This window comes from Silvimonas terrae (assembly GCF_014202765.1).
In the GTDB taxonomy this organism is placed as follows: domain Bacteria; phylum Pseudomonadota; class Gammaproteobacteria; order Burkholderiales; family Chitinibacteraceae; genus Silvimonas; species Silvimonas terrae.
On sequence record NZ_JACHHN010000001.1, the window covers coordinates 666,629 to 683,445 of the forward strand.

14 protein-coding genes and 3 tRNA genes are annotated in these 16,817 nt (G+C 56.7%); 12 read left to right on the forward strand and 5 right to left on the reverse strand.

Annotation, left to right across the window (positions count from 1 at the left end; translation table 11 throughout):
• The first annotated feature begins 1 nt into the window (after position 1).
• Positions 2-1,069 (forward strand): uroporphyrinogen decarboxylase, encoded by a 1,068-nt coding sequence (gene hemE, locus HNQ50_RS02705; protein WP_184097291.1) that lies wholly within the window; start codon positions 2-4, stop codon positions 1,067-1,069.
• 323 nt (positions 1,070-1,392) lie between these two features.
• Positions 1,393-3,579 carry a primosomal protein N' gene (locus HNQ50_RS02710; RefSeq protein ID WP_184097293.1) on the forward strand — a complete coding sequence of 729 codons (2,187 nt, stop codon included), beginning with the start codon at positions 1,393-1,395 and terminating at the stop codon, positions 3,577-3,579.
• Positions 3,580-3,687: 108 nt separating this feature from the next.
• Here the strand turns inward: HNQ50_RS02710 and HNQ50_RS02715 are convergent, their stop codons facing one another.
• The 4 genes from HNQ50_RS02715 to gspL all read right to left on the reverse strand — a co-directional run bounded on the left by HNQ50_RS02715 (position 3,688) and on the right by gspL (position 6,387).
• On the reverse strand, positions 3,688-4,026 hold the full coding sequence (locus HNQ50_RS02715; protein WP_184097295.1) for a P-II family nitrogen regulator: 339 nt from the start codon (positions 4,024-4,026) through the stop codon (positions 3,688-3,690).
• Between the two features lie 83 nt (positions 4,027-4,109).
• Positions 4,110-4,829, reverse strand: a complete 720-nt coding sequence (gene gspN / locus HNQ50_RS02720; RefSeq protein WP_184097297.1) for a type II secretion system protein N — start codon at positions 4,827-4,829, stop codon at positions 4,110-4,112.
• Positions 4,826-5,299: a type II secretion system protein M gene (locus HNQ50_RS02725; RefSeq protein WP_184097299.1), complete on the reverse strand. Its 474-nt coding sequence runs from the start codon at positions 5,297-5,299 to the stop codon at positions 4,826-4,828. Before HNQ50_RS02725 ends, gspN begins: the two co-directional genes overlap by 4 nt.
• Entirely contained in the window at positions 5,296-6,387 is a 1,092-nt protein-coding gene (gspL, locus tag HNQ50_RS02730; RefSeq protein WP_184097301.1) for a type II secretion system protein GspL, read from the reverse strand. Before gspL ends, HNQ50_RS02725 begins: the two co-directional genes overlap by 4 nt.
• Before the next feature lie 251 nt (positions 6,388-6,638).
• Here gspL and HNQ50_RS02735 point away from each other — a divergent pair.
• From HNQ50_RS02735 to HNQ50_RS02780, 10 genes are all read left to right on the forward strand, one after another.
• Positions 6,639-6,723, forward strand: a tRNA-Leu gene (locus HNQ50_RS02735).
• Between the two features lie 95 nt (positions 6,724-6,818).
• Entirely contained in the window at positions 6,819-8,132 is a 1,314-nt protein-coding gene (gene tig / locus HNQ50_RS02740; RefSeq protein WP_184097303.1) for a trigger factor, read from the forward strand.
• A gap of 67 nt (positions 8,133-8,199) precedes the next feature.
• Complete coding sequence (clpP, locus tag HNQ50_RS02745) at positions 8,200-8,826, forward strand: ATP-dependent Clp endopeptidase proteolytic subunit ClpP (RefSeq protein ID WP_184097305.1); 627 nt, start codon at positions 8,200-8,202, stop codon at positions 8,824-8,826.
• A gap of 86 nt (positions 8,827-8,912) precedes the next feature.
• A complete protein-coding gene (clpX, locus tag HNQ50_RS02750; protein WP_184097307.1) occupies positions 8,913-10,205 on the forward strand; it encodes an ATP-dependent Clp protease ATP-binding subunit ClpX in 1,293 nt (430 codons plus the stop codon).
• A 222-nt stretch (positions 10,206-10,427) separates the two neighbouring features.
• Complete coding sequence (gene lon / locus HNQ50_RS02755; protein ID WP_221302963.1) at positions 10,428-12,857, forward strand: endopeptidase La; 2,430 nt, start codon at positions 10,428-10,430, stop codon at positions 12,855-12,857.
• A gap of 85 nt (positions 12,858-12,942) precedes the next feature.
• The gene (locus HNQ50_RS02760; RefSeq protein ID WP_184097309.1) at positions 12,943-13,215 is read left to right on the forward strand and encodes an HU family DNA-binding protein; all 273 of its coding nucleotides are present in this window, start codon (positions 12,943-12,945) and stop codon (positions 13,213-13,215) included.
• Between the two features lie 45 nt (positions 13,216-13,260).
• A tRNA-Val gene (locus tag HNQ50_RS02765) sits at positions 13,261-13,337 on the forward strand.
• A 63-nt stretch (positions 13,338-13,400) separates the two neighbouring features.
• A tRNA-Asp gene (locus HNQ50_RS02770) sits at positions 13,401-13,477 on the forward strand.
• 141 nt (positions 13,478-13,618) lie between these two features.
• On the forward strand, positions 13,619-15,466 hold the full coding sequence (locus HNQ50_RS02775; protein ID WP_184097311.1) for a peptidylprolyl isomerase: 1,848 nt from the start codon (positions 13,619-13,621) through the stop codon (positions 15,464-15,466).
• Positions 15,467-15,742: 276 nt separating this feature from the next.
• Complete coding sequence (locus tag HNQ50_RS02780) at positions 15,743-15,919, forward strand: hypothetical protein (RefSeq protein ID WP_184097313.1); 177 nt, start codon at positions 15,743-15,745, stop codon at positions 15,917-15,919.
• A 16-nt stretch (positions 15,920-15,935) separates the two neighbouring features.
• Here HNQ50_RS02780 and HNQ50_RS02785 read toward each other — a convergent pair whose 3' ends face one another.
• On the reverse strand, positions 15,936-16,733 hold the full coding sequence (locus tag HNQ50_RS02785) for an enoyl-CoA hydratase-related protein (RefSeq protein WP_184097317.1): 798 nt from the start codon (positions 16,731-16,733) through the stop codon (positions 15,936-15,938).
• Between the last annotated feature and the right edge of the window lie 84 nt (positions 16,734-16,817).

Here is a 16,817-nt window from a genome sequence, read left to right on the forward strand (position 1 = left end):
CATGGCAACTGCACTGAAGAATGATGTTTTCCTGCGCGCCCTGATGCGCGAACCGGTTCCATACACGCCAGTGTGGCTGATGCGCCAGGCTGGCCGCTACCTGCCGGAATATCGTGCCACCCGCGCCCAGGCGGGTTCTTTCCTCAACCTGTGCAAGTCCAAAGAACTCGCCACCGAGGTCACGCTGCAACCGCTGGAACGTTTTCCTCTGGATGCCGCCATTTTGTTCTCTGACATCCTGACCGTGCCGGATGCCATGGGCCTGGGTTTGTCCTTTGCCGAAGGCGAGGGCCCGCGTTTTGCCCACCCATTGCGCGACGAAACCGCCATTCGCAAGCTGGCCGTGCCGGACGTGGGCAGTGAACTGCAATATGTATTCGACGCCGTCAGCAGCATCCGCAAGGCGCTGGATGGCCGCGTGCCGCTGATTGGTTTTTCCGGCAGCCCGTTTACGCTGGCCTGTTACATGATTGAAGGCAGTGGTTCTGATAGTTACAGCACCGTCAAAACCATGCTGTACGACCGCCCTGAGTTGTTGCATCACATCCTGGACGTCAACGCCCGCACCGTCATCGACTACCTGAATGCTCAGGTTGACGCGGGCGCGCAAGCGTTGATGATTTTTGATACCTGGGGTGGCGCGCTGGCCGCGGGTAAATACCAGGAGTTCTCGCTGGCTTACATGCAGCGCGTGGTGGCCGGTCTGAAGCGCGAGGCAGAGGGGCGCCGGGTGCCGGTCATCCTGTTTACCAAAGGCGGCGGGTTGTGGCTGGAAGATATGGCGGCCACCGGTTGCGACGCGTTGGGGGTGGACTGGACGGTAGACCTGGGTGCGGCCCGTCAGCGGGTTGGCAGTCAGGTTGCCTTGCAAGGTAACTTTGATCCGGTCGCACTGATGGCATCACCCAGTGCCATTGAAGCAGAAGTGGCGCGATTACTGGCTGCATATGGTACGGGTACTGGCCATATCTTTAATCTGGGTCACGGCATTGGTCAGTTTACTCCGTCGGATAATGTAAGCGTATTGGTGGAAAGCGTGCATAAGCTTTCAAAAACCTATCATTTGTAATTCTTTGCTTATTCCTGGTTTCCGTTGAAATCAAACACCTGGCTTTGAAAGCAAAAGCGTGCAACATGGATGTAGTATTTACTTATGCACACGGCAAAACAGGGATCAAACCGCTTTGTCAAGCCCTGTGGGCAATCCAGTGTCAAAAGTATACAAATAAGATAACTTATTGATTTTTAAGCAATTTTTATTTTGGTTTAAAAAATAGGCAATCCAGCCTACATCTTGTTGTAACGCGGGTTTCACAGAGTTACACGCAAGTTCTTCACAAAGTTATCCACAGAAGCTGTGGGTAGTTTTTCGTGGCATATTTTGGTGCCTTGATGCCGGACGTTTACTTACAAGTTGCACTGGATGTGCCATTACAGCGCACATTTGATTATCGATTTGAAGGCGAATTACCCGTCCCCGGATTGCGGGTTATCGTGCCCTTTGGCCGCCAATTGTTATGTGGCGTGATTGTGCAGGTCGATACGCAATTTGCCGGCACTGCGGGTCTGAGTGTCGAGCAACTCAAAACGGTGCATGAAGTCCTCCATGACATGCCGCCGCTGCCCAATAATGTGCTGGCGCTGTGCCGTTTTTGTTCAGACTATTACGCCTGGCCGTTGGGGCAGGTGATTGCCGCCGCGCTACCCGGTGCGTTCCGTCAGCCACAAGCCTGGCAGGGCGGCAAAGAACTGGCCTACTATGCGGCAGCCGATGCCGCTGCGCTGTTGCAGCACGTTCCGGCGCGTGCGCGGCGTCAGCAAGAACTGGCTGCGCTGCTGGCTGCCCCGCGCAGCCTGGATGAAATCCGCGCCATTTCGCCCAGTGCGACCGGCTGGCTTAAAGCCTGGCTGGAAGAAGGCCGGGTTGTTGAGGTCGTCGCCCCCACCGCGCTGCACGGCGCACCGCTTACCCCGGCGCTCCCCGAACTGACCGAAGAGCAACAGACCGCGCTGACGCAACTGGAAGCGGCCCACGGCTACGCGCCATTCCTGTTGTTTGGGGTGACTGGCAGTGGCAAGACCGAAGTGTATCTGCGCGCCATCGAGCAACGGTTGGCCGCTGGCGGCCAGGTGCTGGTGCTGATCCCGGAAATCAACCTGACGCCACAACTGGAAGCCCGCTTCAAGGCCCGCTTTCCGCAAGAGCGGATGGTTTCCCTGCATAGTGGTCTGGCTGACGGTGAGCGCACGCGCAACTGGCTGCTGGCCGCACAAGGCCGCGCGCGTATTGTGCTGGGGACGCGCCTCGCGGTCTTTGCGCCCATGCCGAACCTTGCACTGATCGTGGTGGATGAGGAGCACGATCTGTCATACCGCCAGCAAGAAGGTTTCAGATACTCCGCGCGGGATGTAGCGGTGTATCGCGCACGCCAGGCCAATGTGCCCATCATTCTGGGCAGTGCCACGCCCAGTATGGAAAGCTGGCGCAATATGCGGGAATCTCGCTACCGTCTGCTGACATTGAAACAACGCGCCGTCACCGGCGCGCGTGCGCCGCAAATCCAGTTGTTATCGACCCAGCAATTACGGCTGTTTGATGGTCTGACCCAGAATGCCATCACCGCCATTCGGGAAACGCTCGGGCAGGGCGGCCAGGTATTGGTGTTTATCAACCGGCGTGGTTATGCGCCGGTGCTGGCCTGTCACGAATGCGGCTGGATCGCCAGTTGCAAACGCTGTACCTCGCGTCTTGTGCTGCACCGGGAAGACCGCCGCCTGCGTTGCCACCACTGTGGCTGGGAAAGCCCGCCGCCCATGCACTGTCCGGATTGTGGTAACGCGGATCTGCAACCGTTGGGCTTTGGTACGCAGCGGCTGGAAGAGACGCTGGCCGATCTCTTCCCAGACACACCACCGTTGCGCATTGACCGTGACAATACGCGGCGCAAAGGCAGTCTTGATGCCATGCTGCAGCAAATTCACAAGGGTGAAGCGCGGCTACTGGTCGGTACGCAAATGATGGCCAAGGGTCATGACTTTGCCAACCTGCAACTGGTGGTGGTGCTGAACGCGGACGCCGGTTTGTTCTCGCTGGATTTTCGCGCGCAGGAACGGTTATACGCGTTGCTGCTGCAAGTGGCCGGTCGCGCCGGCCGAGCCGGTCAACCTGGCAAAGTACTGCTGCAAACGCGTTATCACGATGATCCGTTCTATCCCATGCTGATCTCTGGTGATTACGCCGCGTTTGCTGATAGAACCCTCCAGGAGCGCAAGGCCAACCTGCTGCCACCGTATTCCACTTGGGCCATGCTGCGCGCCGAAGCCAAAACCCTGCAACGTGCTACAAGTTTTCTGCGGGAGGTTCGAGAGCGCTGGCGGGAGTTTCCGGGCCTGCACATGGCACAACCCGTACCCGCCCTCATGGTGCGCAAAGCGGGTTGGGAGCGAGCCCAGGTGCTGATCTCCGCGCAACGCCGCCCAGCCATGCAAGCGGTACTGCGGGACATGCTTGAAACACTGGGTGCAGAGAAACACCCAGGCGTGCGCTGGGCGCTGGATGTTGACCCGGTGGATGTGTGATGCGGCTACTCCGCAAACAGTGATCCGGCCGGATCAATGCACAACAAAAAAACCCCGCAGTGCGGGGCTTTTTGTTTGCTGGTGCGATCAAATCAGCATGTGTGCCGATCAGATGGCATCCTCGTCGTGCTCACCGGTGCGGATGCGGATGGCTTGTTCGACGGTGTAAACAAAAATCTTGCCGTCGCCAATCTTGCCGGTGCGGGCGGCGTTCTGGATTGCTTCCAGGGCGGCGTCCAGTTTGTCGTCGCTCAACACAACTTCAATCTTGATCTTGGGCAAAAAGTCGACCACGTATTCCGCACCGCGATACAGTTCGGTGTGACCTTTTTGTCGACCAAAGCCTTTGACTTCGGTCACGGTCAAACCAGAAATACCAAGGTCAGACAGTGCTTCGCGCACGTCGTCCAGTTTGAATGGCTTGATGATCGCATCGATTTTTTTCATGGGTTATCCTGGTTGGCGTGTTGCCGCCGCGTTGATGTCGTCAGGTGACCGGGGGTCACGCTCTCAATTCTAGCAGGGTGTACTTACTGGCCGCCCAGCTTGATGGTATGTCCGCTGCCCATGCGGTCCAGCAGACTACTGAACAGTGCTTCTTTGCCTTTGGCTGGCGTAAAGGTCAGTGAGCCGGTTGGGCCATTGTCCGTGATCTGTCCATTGCCGGTGATGGCCAGCAGGCCGCCTTGCGGCGTGATCTGCCAGCTTTGCGCATTGCCGGACTGGTTGATCGTAATTAAATAATTGCCGAACGGGTTGGCTTGCGGCGTGACCACGGCGCTGGCATCGTTCAACTGCATGTTGATTTTGTCCAGATGGCCCGCGCTCAGTTGCGCAGCACGCACTTGCAAGCGGCCGCCCAGACGGAATGGCGAGAGCATTTTGACCTGTGCAAACAGCGGGGCTGCTGGCATGTTCAGGGCGACGTCTTCCAGTTTCCAGCCGCTCAGGCCCAGCACCGCCCGCGCCTGGCCGGGTTGATCGCCATCACGCGTGTCCAGTTGCCAGGCCAGCTGCCCATGCAACAAGGCGGCGGGCTGCCAGGTCCAGCGGACATCCTGCAGCAAGAGTTGATCATCCAGCCCCAACTGGCCGATACGGCCTTGCCAGAGCGTGCCAGTCACGTCACCGGTTTTGATGGGGGCAGGCACGGCGCTGGCAAACAGCACCACAGGCAAGCGAACCAGGGCAAACACGACAAACAGGGCAATGCCAAACCACAAGAGCGGGTGTTTGAGATGGGCTTTCATCGTTGCACCACCGCAGAAAAATGCACAACACCGTTATTCTGAGCACCATTGGCGTCAAAATTCACGACGTGCGCACCCGTCTCTCGTTGCAGTGCGCCCAGAAAATCGAGCACATGTGAAAAATCAGCCTCCGGCGCATCAATGCGGATACGGTTGTCCGGCAGGGCCTGCAGATCCGATTTCAGTCCATGTTGTTGCAGGCTGGCGGTGACGGCCTGGCGCAGATCATCATTGCGGGCCACTGTCGCACCCCCTTTCAGCAACTGCAGATCGTGCTGCATTTGCGCCAGTTGGGCTTGCAGTTGTGGTACGCGTTTATTCAGCGCTGCACGCTGCGTGACCAGGGGTTGCCAGACGCCAGTGTAGAGAATGGCAAACAGGATGAGAGCGGCGCAGGCGCTCAACATGGCGCGTTCACGCGCGTTGCGTTCCAGCCAGAATTGCTGTGCGCGAGCAAGATACTGGTTCATTTCTGACCCCCTTGAATGCGCAGAATGGTGCTGCCGACTGCACCCGGTTGTGGGTCGACCTTGAAACCGGCGGTGCTGAGTTTTTGTTGCAGGGCAGAGGCGTCGTTATTGGCCAGCTCCATCTGCAACTGGCCATTTTCAAATTGCAGCCGATGCAGGTGAGTGCCCGATGCAACAGCGTCGATCCGTTGCAGCAGGGCGGTGAAGTCTGCACCCGTAGCGCCCGCGCCCTGGGTGGCACCCGCTGCCTGCAACTGGCTTTGCAGCTGCAATACCGGATCAACAATGGGCGTACCCGGGAAAGCCGCGGCAAAGGTCTGGCGTAGTTCACGCTGCAGCGCGGTGGCTTGTTGATGCAGTTGCCACCAGTCGCTCAGACTGCCAAGGGTCATGACTACCAGCAAGGCGGCAATCAGTACTGCGCTGCGCTTGAACAGTTTGGGGTTGAACGGCAGCGTTAGTCTGGGGGCATGCTCGCCCTGCAACAGGTTGATGGCATCGGCCCGTGGTTTATCACCGCAGACATCTGGCCAACGGGCGCTTTGTACGGGCTGGTCCGCCAGCCATTGATCCGCAATGGCTGCTGAATCGAACCAGACGCTTTCATCCAGGCGCGCCAGCAAAACACCCTCTTCAGTATCAAGGCGTTGCCAGAGCGTCTCTGGCTGCAGCAAATCGGCCAGCGCCCATGCGGCACGAACCGGGCGGTTCTGTGCGGCGAACAGGCTCAGCCATTGCTGTAGCCAGCTTTTGTCACAGGCAATCACCCGGGTCTGGCCACCGCCCGCACTGCCAATGGCAAAGTGCCGCTGCTGGCCGCCCAGCATGCGGTCATCCAGCGCATGCGGGACCAGTGCGCGCAAACGCTGGGGCGACTGCCGGGGTAGATCGAGCACATGTGTCGAATACGCGGCAGGCATCAGCACAAGTTCTATGGCCGGAGCGGCAGGCAACAGGGCGATGCTGGACTGGCCAGCGTGAAGCTGGCCTGTTGCGTCAACGCCGCACCATTGCAAACGGGTATCGGAAGAGGCTGCGCCTGCAAGAATCACACGCAGCAAAACAGGGTGGGGAAAAGCAAGGCTCACGGATACGATCACTTGTCCAGGGCAAACGGGTGCGGGGGAGAGGTTCAGGTGTGCTTTTTACCTGAATAACCCGGCCGGAAGTATGACATAAAGCGCCTGGGCGAATAAAACCGCGCGGCGCCCGTTTGTTTTTCGTGCAACATATCCTTTATAATCGCGGTTTGACCTGGATTTACGGGGAGCTGGTGCTGCGAGCATCACCACCCGATGCCGGCAGCATGGCTGTTCTGGCAGATTCAGTTTCTCTTTATGCGAGCGTGGCGGAATTGGTAGACGCACTGGATTTAGGTTCCAGCGCTGTAAGGCGTGGGAGTTCGATTCTCCCCGCTCGCACCACAAGTTCTTTTAAAGAGGCCCGGGCTATCCGGGTCGACCTGGCCCAAGCGGTGCTTGTTGGCCGTACTGAATCAATGTGAAGGATGGATCAACACATGCAAGCTCAACTGGAAACCCTGGGTGCGCTCGAACGTCGCCTCAGCTTCTCCGTACCGCGTGACCGGATCAATCAAGAGGTCTCCGCCCGTCTGAAGCGCGTCGCCAAGACCGCCCGTGTCGACGGTTTCCGTCCGGGCAAGGCCCCGATGAGCATCGTTTCGCAACAATATGGCTTTCGTGTGCAAGAAGAAGTCATGGGCGAAACCGTTGAGCGTTCGTTCGGCGAAGCCGTGCAAGAACAAAAGCTGAGCGTTGCTGGCTACCCGCGTTTTGAGCCGAAAGAAGGCGCAACTGGCGAAGGCGATTTTGAGTTTGTCGCCACGTTTGAAGTGTATCCGGATGTCGTCGTTGGTAGCCTTGATGGTGTTGAAATCGAAAAGCCGGTGCTGGATGTGTCCGACGCCGAAATCGACAAGACCCTGGATATCCTGCGTCGCCAGCGTACCCGTTACGAACGCGTTGAGCGCGCCGCCGCCGATGAAGACCGTGTCATCATCGACTTCAAGGGCACCATTGATGGTGAGCCGTTTGAAGGCGGTTCTTCCGACAACTACGCATTCTTGCTGGGCAAGGGCCAGATGCTGCCCGAGTTCGAAGCCGGTATCCGTGGCATGAAGGAAGACGAAGCGAAAAACGTGGAAGTGAACTTCCCGGCTGATTACCATGGCAAGGACGTGGCCGGTAAAACCGCCGTGTTCGCCATCACGCTCAAGAACGTTGCGCAATCCATCCTGCCGGAAGTGAATGCCGAATTCGCCAAGAGCCTGGGTATTGAAGACGGTGACATCGCCAAGATGCGCGCTGAAGTCAAATCCAATCTGGAACGCGAAGTCCGTTTCCGCCTGAAGGCGCGTGCCAAGGAAAGCGTCATGAGTGCGCTGATTGACAGCACGCCGCTGGAATTGCCCAAGTCGCTGGTTGGCCTGGAAATCGGTCGTCTGGCCGAGTCTGCACAAGCCGACTTGAAACAGCGTGGTATCGATCCCAAATTGGTACCGTTCTCCCCGCAAATGTTCGAAGCACAAGCACGTCGCCGCGTTCATCTGGGTCTGGTACTGGCAGAAGTGGTCAAGTCCAACGGTCTTGAAGCCAAGCCGGAACAGGTCAAGGCCATCATCGAAGATCTGGCCCAGAACTATGAAGACCCGGCTGATGTAGTGGGCTGGTACTATGAACAACGTGAACGTCTGGCCGGCCCGGAATCCATGGCGCTGGAAGACAACGTCGTCGCGTTTGTGCAATCGAAGGGCAAGACTGTTGAAAAGACAGTGACCTTTGAAGAACTGATGGGCCAACAGCAACAAGCCTGATCGGCCCGGATCCCCGGTTTTGGGTATCCGGCCAGGACGGCGGATACCCAAACTGAAGAGGAAAACCATGCAACGACCGGAATTTGAACCCCAAGGCCTCGGATATATTCCGATGGTTGTTGAGCAAAGCGGCCGCGGTGAGCGTTCTTACGACATTTACTCGCGTCTGTTGAAAGAACGGGTGGTGTTTCTGGTCGGTCCGGTGAACGATCAGACCGCCAACCTGGTGGTTGCCCAGCTCTTGTTTCTTGAATCGGAAAACCCGGACAAGGACATCTCGCTGTATATCAATTCTCCTGGCGGCTCGGTCACGGCCGGTCTTGCCATCTATGACACCATGCAGTTCATCAAGCCGGCAGTTTCCACTTTGTGCGTGGGCCTGGCTGCAAGTATGGGTGCTTTCCTGCTGACCGCAGGCGAGAAGGGCAAGCGTTTTGCGCTGCCACATTCACGCATCATGATCCATCAGCCGCTGATTGGCGGGCTGCAGGGTCAGGCGTCGGATATCGAAATCCATGCTCGCGAACTCCTGAAGACCAAGCGTACACTGAACGAGCGTCTGGCATTTCATACTGGCCAGTCTCTTGAAACCATTGAACGTGACACGGACCGCGATAATTTCATGAGCGCGGATGAGTCCAAGTCCTACGGTCTGATTGATGAAGTGTTGGTGAAGCGGGCAGGCACAGCCTGATCCGGTAATCCATTCTGACCGCCAGACTGTCTTAAACAAGCTGGCGGTTTTATTTTTTTCTCGCTCTTCTTCCAAGAGGGGGGGATATGACTGACAAGCCCAAAGACAAATCCAAGGAAAAGCTGCTGTATTGCTCGTTTTGCGGCAAGAGTCAGCATGAAGTGACCAAACTGATCGCTGGTCCGCAGGTGTTTATCTGCAACGAGTGTATCGAACTGTGCAACGACATCCTCACCGAAGAAGGGACGGCGCAGATTGGCGCTGCCCTTGAGGCACAAACGCCGACGGGCAAGCGCCTGCCGCTGCCCACGGAGATCCGCGATACGCTGGATCAATACGTGATCGGTCAGGAGCGCGCCAAGAAGATTCTGGCCGTGGCGGTGTACAACCACTACAAGCGTCTTTCCACCAAAGGTGAAAAAGCCTCTGGTGAAGTGGAACTGTCCAAATCCAACATTTTGCTGATCGGCCCGACGGGCTCCGGCAAAACGTTGCTGGCACAGACCATGGCCAAGAAGCTGGACGTGCCATTTGTGATTGCCGACGCCACTACACTGACCGAAGCCGGTTATGTGGGTGAAGACGTTGAGCACATCATCGCCAAGCTGTTGCAGCAATGTGACTACGATATCGAGAAGGCCCAGCGCGGCATCGTGTACATCGATGAAATCGACAAGATCGCCCGCAAGAGCGAAAACCCGTCGATTACCCGTGATGTGTCTGGCGAAGGCGTACAGCAGGCATTGTTGAAGCTGATCGAAGGCACGGTGGCGTCGGTGCCGCCGCACGGTGGCCGCAAGCACCCGAACCACGAAATGCCGCAGGTAGATACCACCAACATCCTGTTTATTGTGGGTGGTGCATTTGAAGGCCTGGCGAAGATCATCCGCAATCGCTCGGAAAAGGGCGGTATCGGTTTTGGGGCAGAAGTGGCCAGCAAAGACGATCAGGGCAGCGTAGGCAAGTTGCTGCATGATGTTGAGCCGGATGACCTGATCCGCTTTGGTCTGATCCCGGAATTTGTGGGTCGTGTGCCGGTGATTGCCACGCTGGATGAGCTGGATGAAGCTGCGCTGGTTAACATTCTGACAGAACCGAAGAACGCACTGGTCAAGCAGTACCAGCGCCTCTTCGAGATGGAAGATGTGAAGCTGGACATCACGCAGGAAGGCTTGCAAGCCATTGCCCGCAAAGCAATGGAACGCAAGACCGGCGCGCGGGGTCTGCGCTCGATTCTGGAGTCGTCCTTGCTCGATACCATGTACGAGTTGCCAGCGCTGGAAGGCGTTGCACGCGTGGTGGTGGACGAGTCGGTGATTCTGGAAGGTGCGCAGCCGCAACGTGTTCCGGCAGAGCCTGCCGAGCCCGCTGCAGCCTGATACGTCATTTTTTGATCATGCTCTGAAAAGATTGCACACCAGCCGGTGTGCAGCCATTTCTTCAATGCTGCCAGACCCTTAGCGGTCTGGCACTTTGCTTTCAAGGCCGCTTCAAGAGTGCTGGCGGCCGGATTTCTCTGGCTAAATGGCTGGCAAGCGTTGAATTTCAGCGCTGCAAGCCACATTATTGATCCAGTTCCCACTCATCACAGGGCTCTCAAAATGTCAGAAAACCACGCATTGCCCGCTGAAGTTGCCAGTTTCCCCATGTTGCCGCTCAGAGACGTCGTCGTCTTTCCGCACATGGTGATTCCGCTGTTTGTGGGCCGTCCCAAGTCTATTCGCGCGCTGGAAGCGGCCATGGAAGGTGGTCGCCATATCCTGCTCGTGGCGCAGAAAAATGCGCAGAAAGATGAGCCTGCCATGGCGGACATCTATCCGGTAGGCACGATTGCCACCGTGCTGCAGCTGCTTAAATTGCCCGATGGTACCGTCAAGGTGCTGGTAGAAGGCCTGCAGCGTGCCGATATGCTCAGCCTCAAGGATGAAGACGGCTATTTCAGCGCCGAAGCGCTGCCGCACGAGCCGGGCGAAGATGAAGGCCATGAGGCCGAAGCCATGCGCCGTGCGCTGCTGTCGCAGTTTGACCAGTACGTCAAACTGAACAAGAAAATTCCGCCAGAGGTGCTGACCTCGTTGTCCGGCATTGAAATTGCCGGTCGGCTTGCGGACACCATTGCCGCGCATTTGCCGCTCAAGCTTGATCAAAAGCAGGCCGTGCTGGAAATGGGTGACGTCAAGCGCCGCATGGAGCATCTGCTCAAGCAGCTGGAAACCGAGCTCGATATCCTCCAGGTAGAAAAGCGCATCCGTGGTCGCGTCAAGCGCCAGATGGAAAAGAGCCAGCGCGAGTATTACCTCAACGAGCAGGTCAAAGCCATCCAGAAAGAACTGGGTGAACTGGATGAAAACGCGGATCTGGATGAGCTGGAAAAGCGCATCAAGGCCGCCGGTATGTCCAAGGAAGCGCGCGAGAAGGCTGAGGCCGAACTCAAAAAGCTGCGCATGATGTCGCCCATGTCGGCCGAGGCCACCGTGGTACGCAACTATATCGACACCATGCTGGCCTTGCCCTGGAAGAAAAAAACCAAGATCAGCAAGGATGTGGCGGCCGCCGATGAGGTGCTTGATGCCGAGCACTACGGCCTTGAGAAGGTCAAGGAACGCATTCTTGAGTACCTCGCCGTACAAAGCCGTGTCGAGAAGCTCAAAGGCCCGATTCTGTGCCTTGTAGGTCCTCCTGGCGTGGGTAAAACCTCTTTGGGCGAGTCGATCGCCCGTGCCACGAACCGCAAGTTCGTGCGTATGGCGCTGGGCGGTATGCGAGACGAGGCTGAGATTCGTGGCCATCGCCGTACCTATATCGGCTCCATGCCTGGCAAGATTTTGCAATCCATGACCAAGGCAGGGGTAAAAAACCCATTGTTCTTGCTGGATGAAGTGGACAAGATGGGCGCTGATTTCCGTGGCGACCCGTCTTCGGCCTTGCTCGAAGTGCTCGACCCGGAACAGAACAACTCGTTCAGCGACCACTATCTGGAAGTCGATTACGATCTTTCTGACGTGATGTTTGTGGCTACGGCCAACACGCTGAACATTCCGCCGGCGCTGCTGGACCGGATGGAAGTGATCCGTCTGTCTGGCTACACCGAAGACGAAAAAGTGGCCATCGCGCTCAAGTACCTTGTACCCAAGCAGATGAAAGCCAATGGTTTGCAAGAAGGCGAACTGGTGATCCAGGACTCTGCCGTGCGTGACATCGTGCGCTATTTCACGCGTGAAGCCGGCGTGCGTAGTCTGGATCGGGAAATCGCCAAAATCTGCCGCAAGGTGGTCAAGAACTTGTTGCTCAAGCCATCTGACAAAAAACAACAGGTGACCACCAAAAATCTGGATAAATATCTGGGTGTGCGTCGCTATGACTACGGTATGGCCGAGCAGCAAAACCAGGTCGGGCAGGTGACGGGTCTGGCATGGACTGAAGTGGGTGGCGAACTGCTGACCATTGAAGCCGTGAAGTTGCCGGGCAAGGGTAAGGTTATTCAGACAGGTAAACTGGGTGAAGTGATGCAGGAATCCATCCAGGCCGCGCTGTCAGTAGTACGCAGCCGTGCGGCGCAGTTGGGGATTGATCCCGAGTTTTACCAGAAGAATGACATCCACATTCACTTGCCGGAAGGCGCAACACCAAAAGACGGTCCATCCGCCGGGATTGCCATTGCCACTGCAATGACCTCGATTCTGACGAATGTGCCGGTGCGTTGCGATGTTGCCATGACGGGTGAAATCACCCTGCGTGGCGAGGTCCTGCCCATTGGTGGCTTGAAAGAAAAACTGCTGGCAGCGCATCGTGGTGGAATCAAGCATGTATTGATTCCGGAAGGTAACGTCAAGGATCTGATCGAGATTCCTGACAACGTCAAGCGGGGGCTCACGATCCATCCGGTCAAGTGGTTTGACCAGGTATTGGGGCACGCACTTGAAAGCCAGCCCGAATCGGACGCTGGCAAAGCTGATAACGCAGAAGGCATCGTGGCGCAAGCCGGCGATCGTCCAAGCGTGGAAACGGGCACACAGCCCACCAAACACTAGTTGACACGTGTTTTTGCCGCTTGCTATAAAGCTCAAGCAATCGGCTGACCGGACCTATCCAACCAGAACGAAAGGGGACACATAAGTGAATAAATCCGAACTGATCGACGCTATCGCCGAATCCGCAGGCCTGTCCAAGGCTGCTGCTGGCAAGGCGCTTGATGCCACCATCGAAGCTGTTTCCAAAGCCCTGCAAGGCGGCGATGAAGTAACGCTGGTTGGCTTTGGCACTTTCTACGTTGCCGAACGTGAGGCACGTAACGGTCGCAATCCGCGTACTGGCCAGACCATTGAAATCGCTGCTGCAAAGCAACCGAAATTCAGGGCTGGTAAATCTCTGAAAGATGCAGTACAATGATTGTCTTTGCTGCTTCAGGTAAATAACGAAGCGGCATAAGACCGGGGGTGGTTAGCTCAGTTGGTTAGAGCGCCTGCTTCACACGCAGGAGGTCGGTGGTTCGAATCCACTACTACCCACCAAAAATAGCGATGCATGAAAGTTGTTGCAAAATACAAAAAGCATGCTACAATCGCTGTCTCTCTGGAGCGGTAGTTCAGTTGGTTAGAATACCGGCCTGTCACGCCGGGGGTCGCGGGTTCGAGTCCCGTCCGCTCCGCCAGATTGAATCAAAAAAGCCAAGCGCAAGCTTGGCTTTTTTGTTTTTGGCTGCACAAGTCAAACGTTTGTCACAACGACCCGAGACGCATCACGCAGGTTCTGGCATCATGTTGCGCGAATCTCTTTTGGAGCGTGGTATCTCATGTTTGATCTGGTACAAAAAAATAAAACGGCTGTACAGCTCCTACTGGGTCTGGTTTCGTTGGGTTTGGTCGTCGGTTTCGGTCTGTCCAGCTATACCGCCATGGAAAGTGGCCCCAACTGGCTGGCCAAAGTAGGTGGCAAATCCATCACTGAGGCGGACATTGATGCTGCCACGCGTGGTCAGGCTATTTCGGACGACCAGAAGCCTGAAGTATTGAGAAGCCTGATCCGTCGTCAACTGATGTTGAATCAGGCCACCGATCTGCGTCTGACACCTTCCGCCGCCCAGTTGCGTGAAGTGATTTCCACTATTCCGGCATTCCAGGACAACGGGCAGTTCAGCCCGGCGCGTTATCAGGAAATGCTGGCTGCTTCCCAGAAAACCCCGGCGTCTTTCCAGCAGGAAGTCTCCAGTGATCTGGCCGCCCGCCAATTGGTCTTGCCGTTTGTTCAGGGCAGCATCTCTTCCAGAACTTCGCTGGATCACCTGATCGCGCTGATGACTGAAAAGCGTGAAGTGGCTGTTGCCGTGCTCAAGCCGCAGGATTATCTGAGCCAGGTGAGCGTGAGCGATGCCGAGGTCAAACAGTATTACGACCAGCACCAGGCCGATCTGAAAGCCCCGGAAATGGTCAAGGTCGAGTACGTTGTGCTGTCCAAAGCCCAACTGGCCGAGCAACAGACCGTGTCTGACGAGGAAGTCCAGAAATACTTTGATGCGCACAAGGCCGATCTGGCCAAGGAAGAGCGTGAGGCATCGCACATTCTGATCCAGGCGCCGAAGACCGCCGCACCGGCAGAACGTGAAGCAGCCAAGGCCAAGGCTGAGGCACTTCTCAAGGAAGTGAAAGCCAACCCCTCCCGTTTTGCCGAACTGGCCAAGGCCAATTCGCAAGATCCGGGCTCCAAAGACAAGGGTGGCGATCTGGGCTGGAATGCGCGCGGTGCAATGGTCAAGCCATTTGACGACACAGTGTTCTCGCTCAAGGCTGGTGAAATCAGCAATGTGGTCGAGACTGACTTCGGCTATCACATCATCAAGCTCGATGCCGTTCGCACCAAGGCGTTGGCCGACCTGAAGCCGGAAATTGTCGAAAAGCTCAAGACGGACAAGGCGCAAAGCGCCTATCAGGCTCAAGCCGACAAGTTCAACGAAGTGGTGTACCAGCAGGCAGATAGCCTTAAGCCCGCTGCAGACCAGTTCAAGCTGCAAGTACAGCAAAGTGGTTGGGTAACCCGCAAGGGCGCGCAAGATGCGGTGCTAAACAATCCCAAGCTCTCTGACGCCATCTTTGGTGATGACGTGCTGAACAAAAAGCACAACTCTGAAGCGGTGGAAGTATCACCAGGTACGCTGGTATCGGCCCGTGTCATTGAGCACAAGGCTGCGGAAGTGCCGCCACTGGCCACGGTTGCGCCGGACATTCAGAACCGCCTGAAGAACGACAAGGCGGCCAAACTGGTTGCCGCAGATGGCGCCAAAAAACTGGCTGCGCTGCAAAAGGGCGAGAATGTGAATGTCGCCTGGGATGCTCAAACCAAAGAGGTGTCTCGCGTGAACGGTGACCCTTCGATCAGTCGTGATCGTCTGACCGCTATTTTTGCGCCGCAGGCCAACAAGCTGCCGGCCTATGTGGGTGGTGATGATCCGGTGCAGGGCGGTTACGTGCTGTACAAGGTCAACAAGGTGCTGCCGGCGCAGGCCATTTCGCCGGAAATGCGTCAGCAGATTGCGCGCAGTGTCGATGGTGTTTATGGCGACGCCGCGCTCAATAACTACCTGAACAGCCTGGAAAAGGGCGCCAAGATCGAAGTGCGCGCGACCAAGCCGAAGGATCCGCAGTAAGCAAAGATTGCTGAAAGCATTTTAGAAAGTTAAAAAAGCGGGCTCAGGCCCGCTTTTTTTGTTTGTTTTGGCTTATTTGTCAGTGTGAGTATGAGTGGTTGTAAATCTGTAGACAATTTTTTCGGTCTGGACTGCTACTGGTCGGATTTCTGGCAACAAATGCGCAACAAAGTGTGATTTGGGTCAAAAGACCATTGAATTTTTTGCTCAAGGGGCGGATATATCGTAGTGAGAGATCAATTGATTTCTTATACCCGCTGACGGAGGTTCATAACCATGAGCGCAATCTTTGACATGGAATCGGGTGCACGAATGGTCGAGCCGGCGCAAGACGAAGCCGACTTCATGCAGTCTGTAACTAACCTCCAGCCCCTGCGCGAGCCGGCAACGGCGTTGCGTTTGATGACCGTAGAAGAAGCTAAAGCGACTGAAGCACGCCAGCAATACCGCTGATTCTGGTGACGGCCAGTCAGTCTATATGGGGCACCCACCAGGGTGCCCTGTTTTCACTTAGCGCCGCAATACCTTCCCTGGCTTCTTCCCGCGTGCGCATGTGGGCAATCCGGTGCGCCGTATCCGACAGCAGTGAATCATCAATCGCTCGCCAGGCCACCGTGGCGATGAGCCGTTTGGCCGCGCCGACCGCATGGGGGCCATTGAGGAGTACGTGATCCAGCCAGTCCTTGATCTGGTGGGCTGCTTCTTCCTCATCTTCCACCGTTTCGTGAACGAGCCCACACCGCGCAGCCGCAGCCGCGCCAAAACGTTCTGCCGTCAAAAAATATCGCCGTGCCGCGCTGGTGCCGATCTTGCCGACAATGTACGGCGCAATGATGGCCGGGACAAGGCCGATACGGGTTTCCGGCAGGCAGAACCAGCTTTTTGCGGTGGCAACGACCATATCGCAACAGGCGACAATGCCAACCCCGACTCCCATGGCTGGGCCATCCACCAGTGCCATGACCGGCGCGGGCAGGCGGTCCAGCGCCTGCATCATGCGGGCCAGTCGCAGCGCCTGCTCAAAATTGTCGTGCTGTTCTTCACTGCTCATGTGCGCCAGCCAGCGCACATCGTTACCGGAACAGAAGGTGTCACCGTCCGAGCGCAGGATCAGGGCCCGCAGGTGCGGGTTTTGGGCCAGCGCCGCCAGCGAGGCGGTCAACTCTGCAACCAGAATGTCATCGACTGAATTGCTGGTTTCGGGCCGGCTAAAGGTGATGGTGGCGACCCCGGCAGAGTTCATTTCAAGACGAAGCGTATCGCTCATGCCGCTGTCCTTGCTGATGGCCACAACCCGATTGGGTCTACCTCATTGATTTAGCGTATAAAAGATTTAATTTCCAGTTTGCCA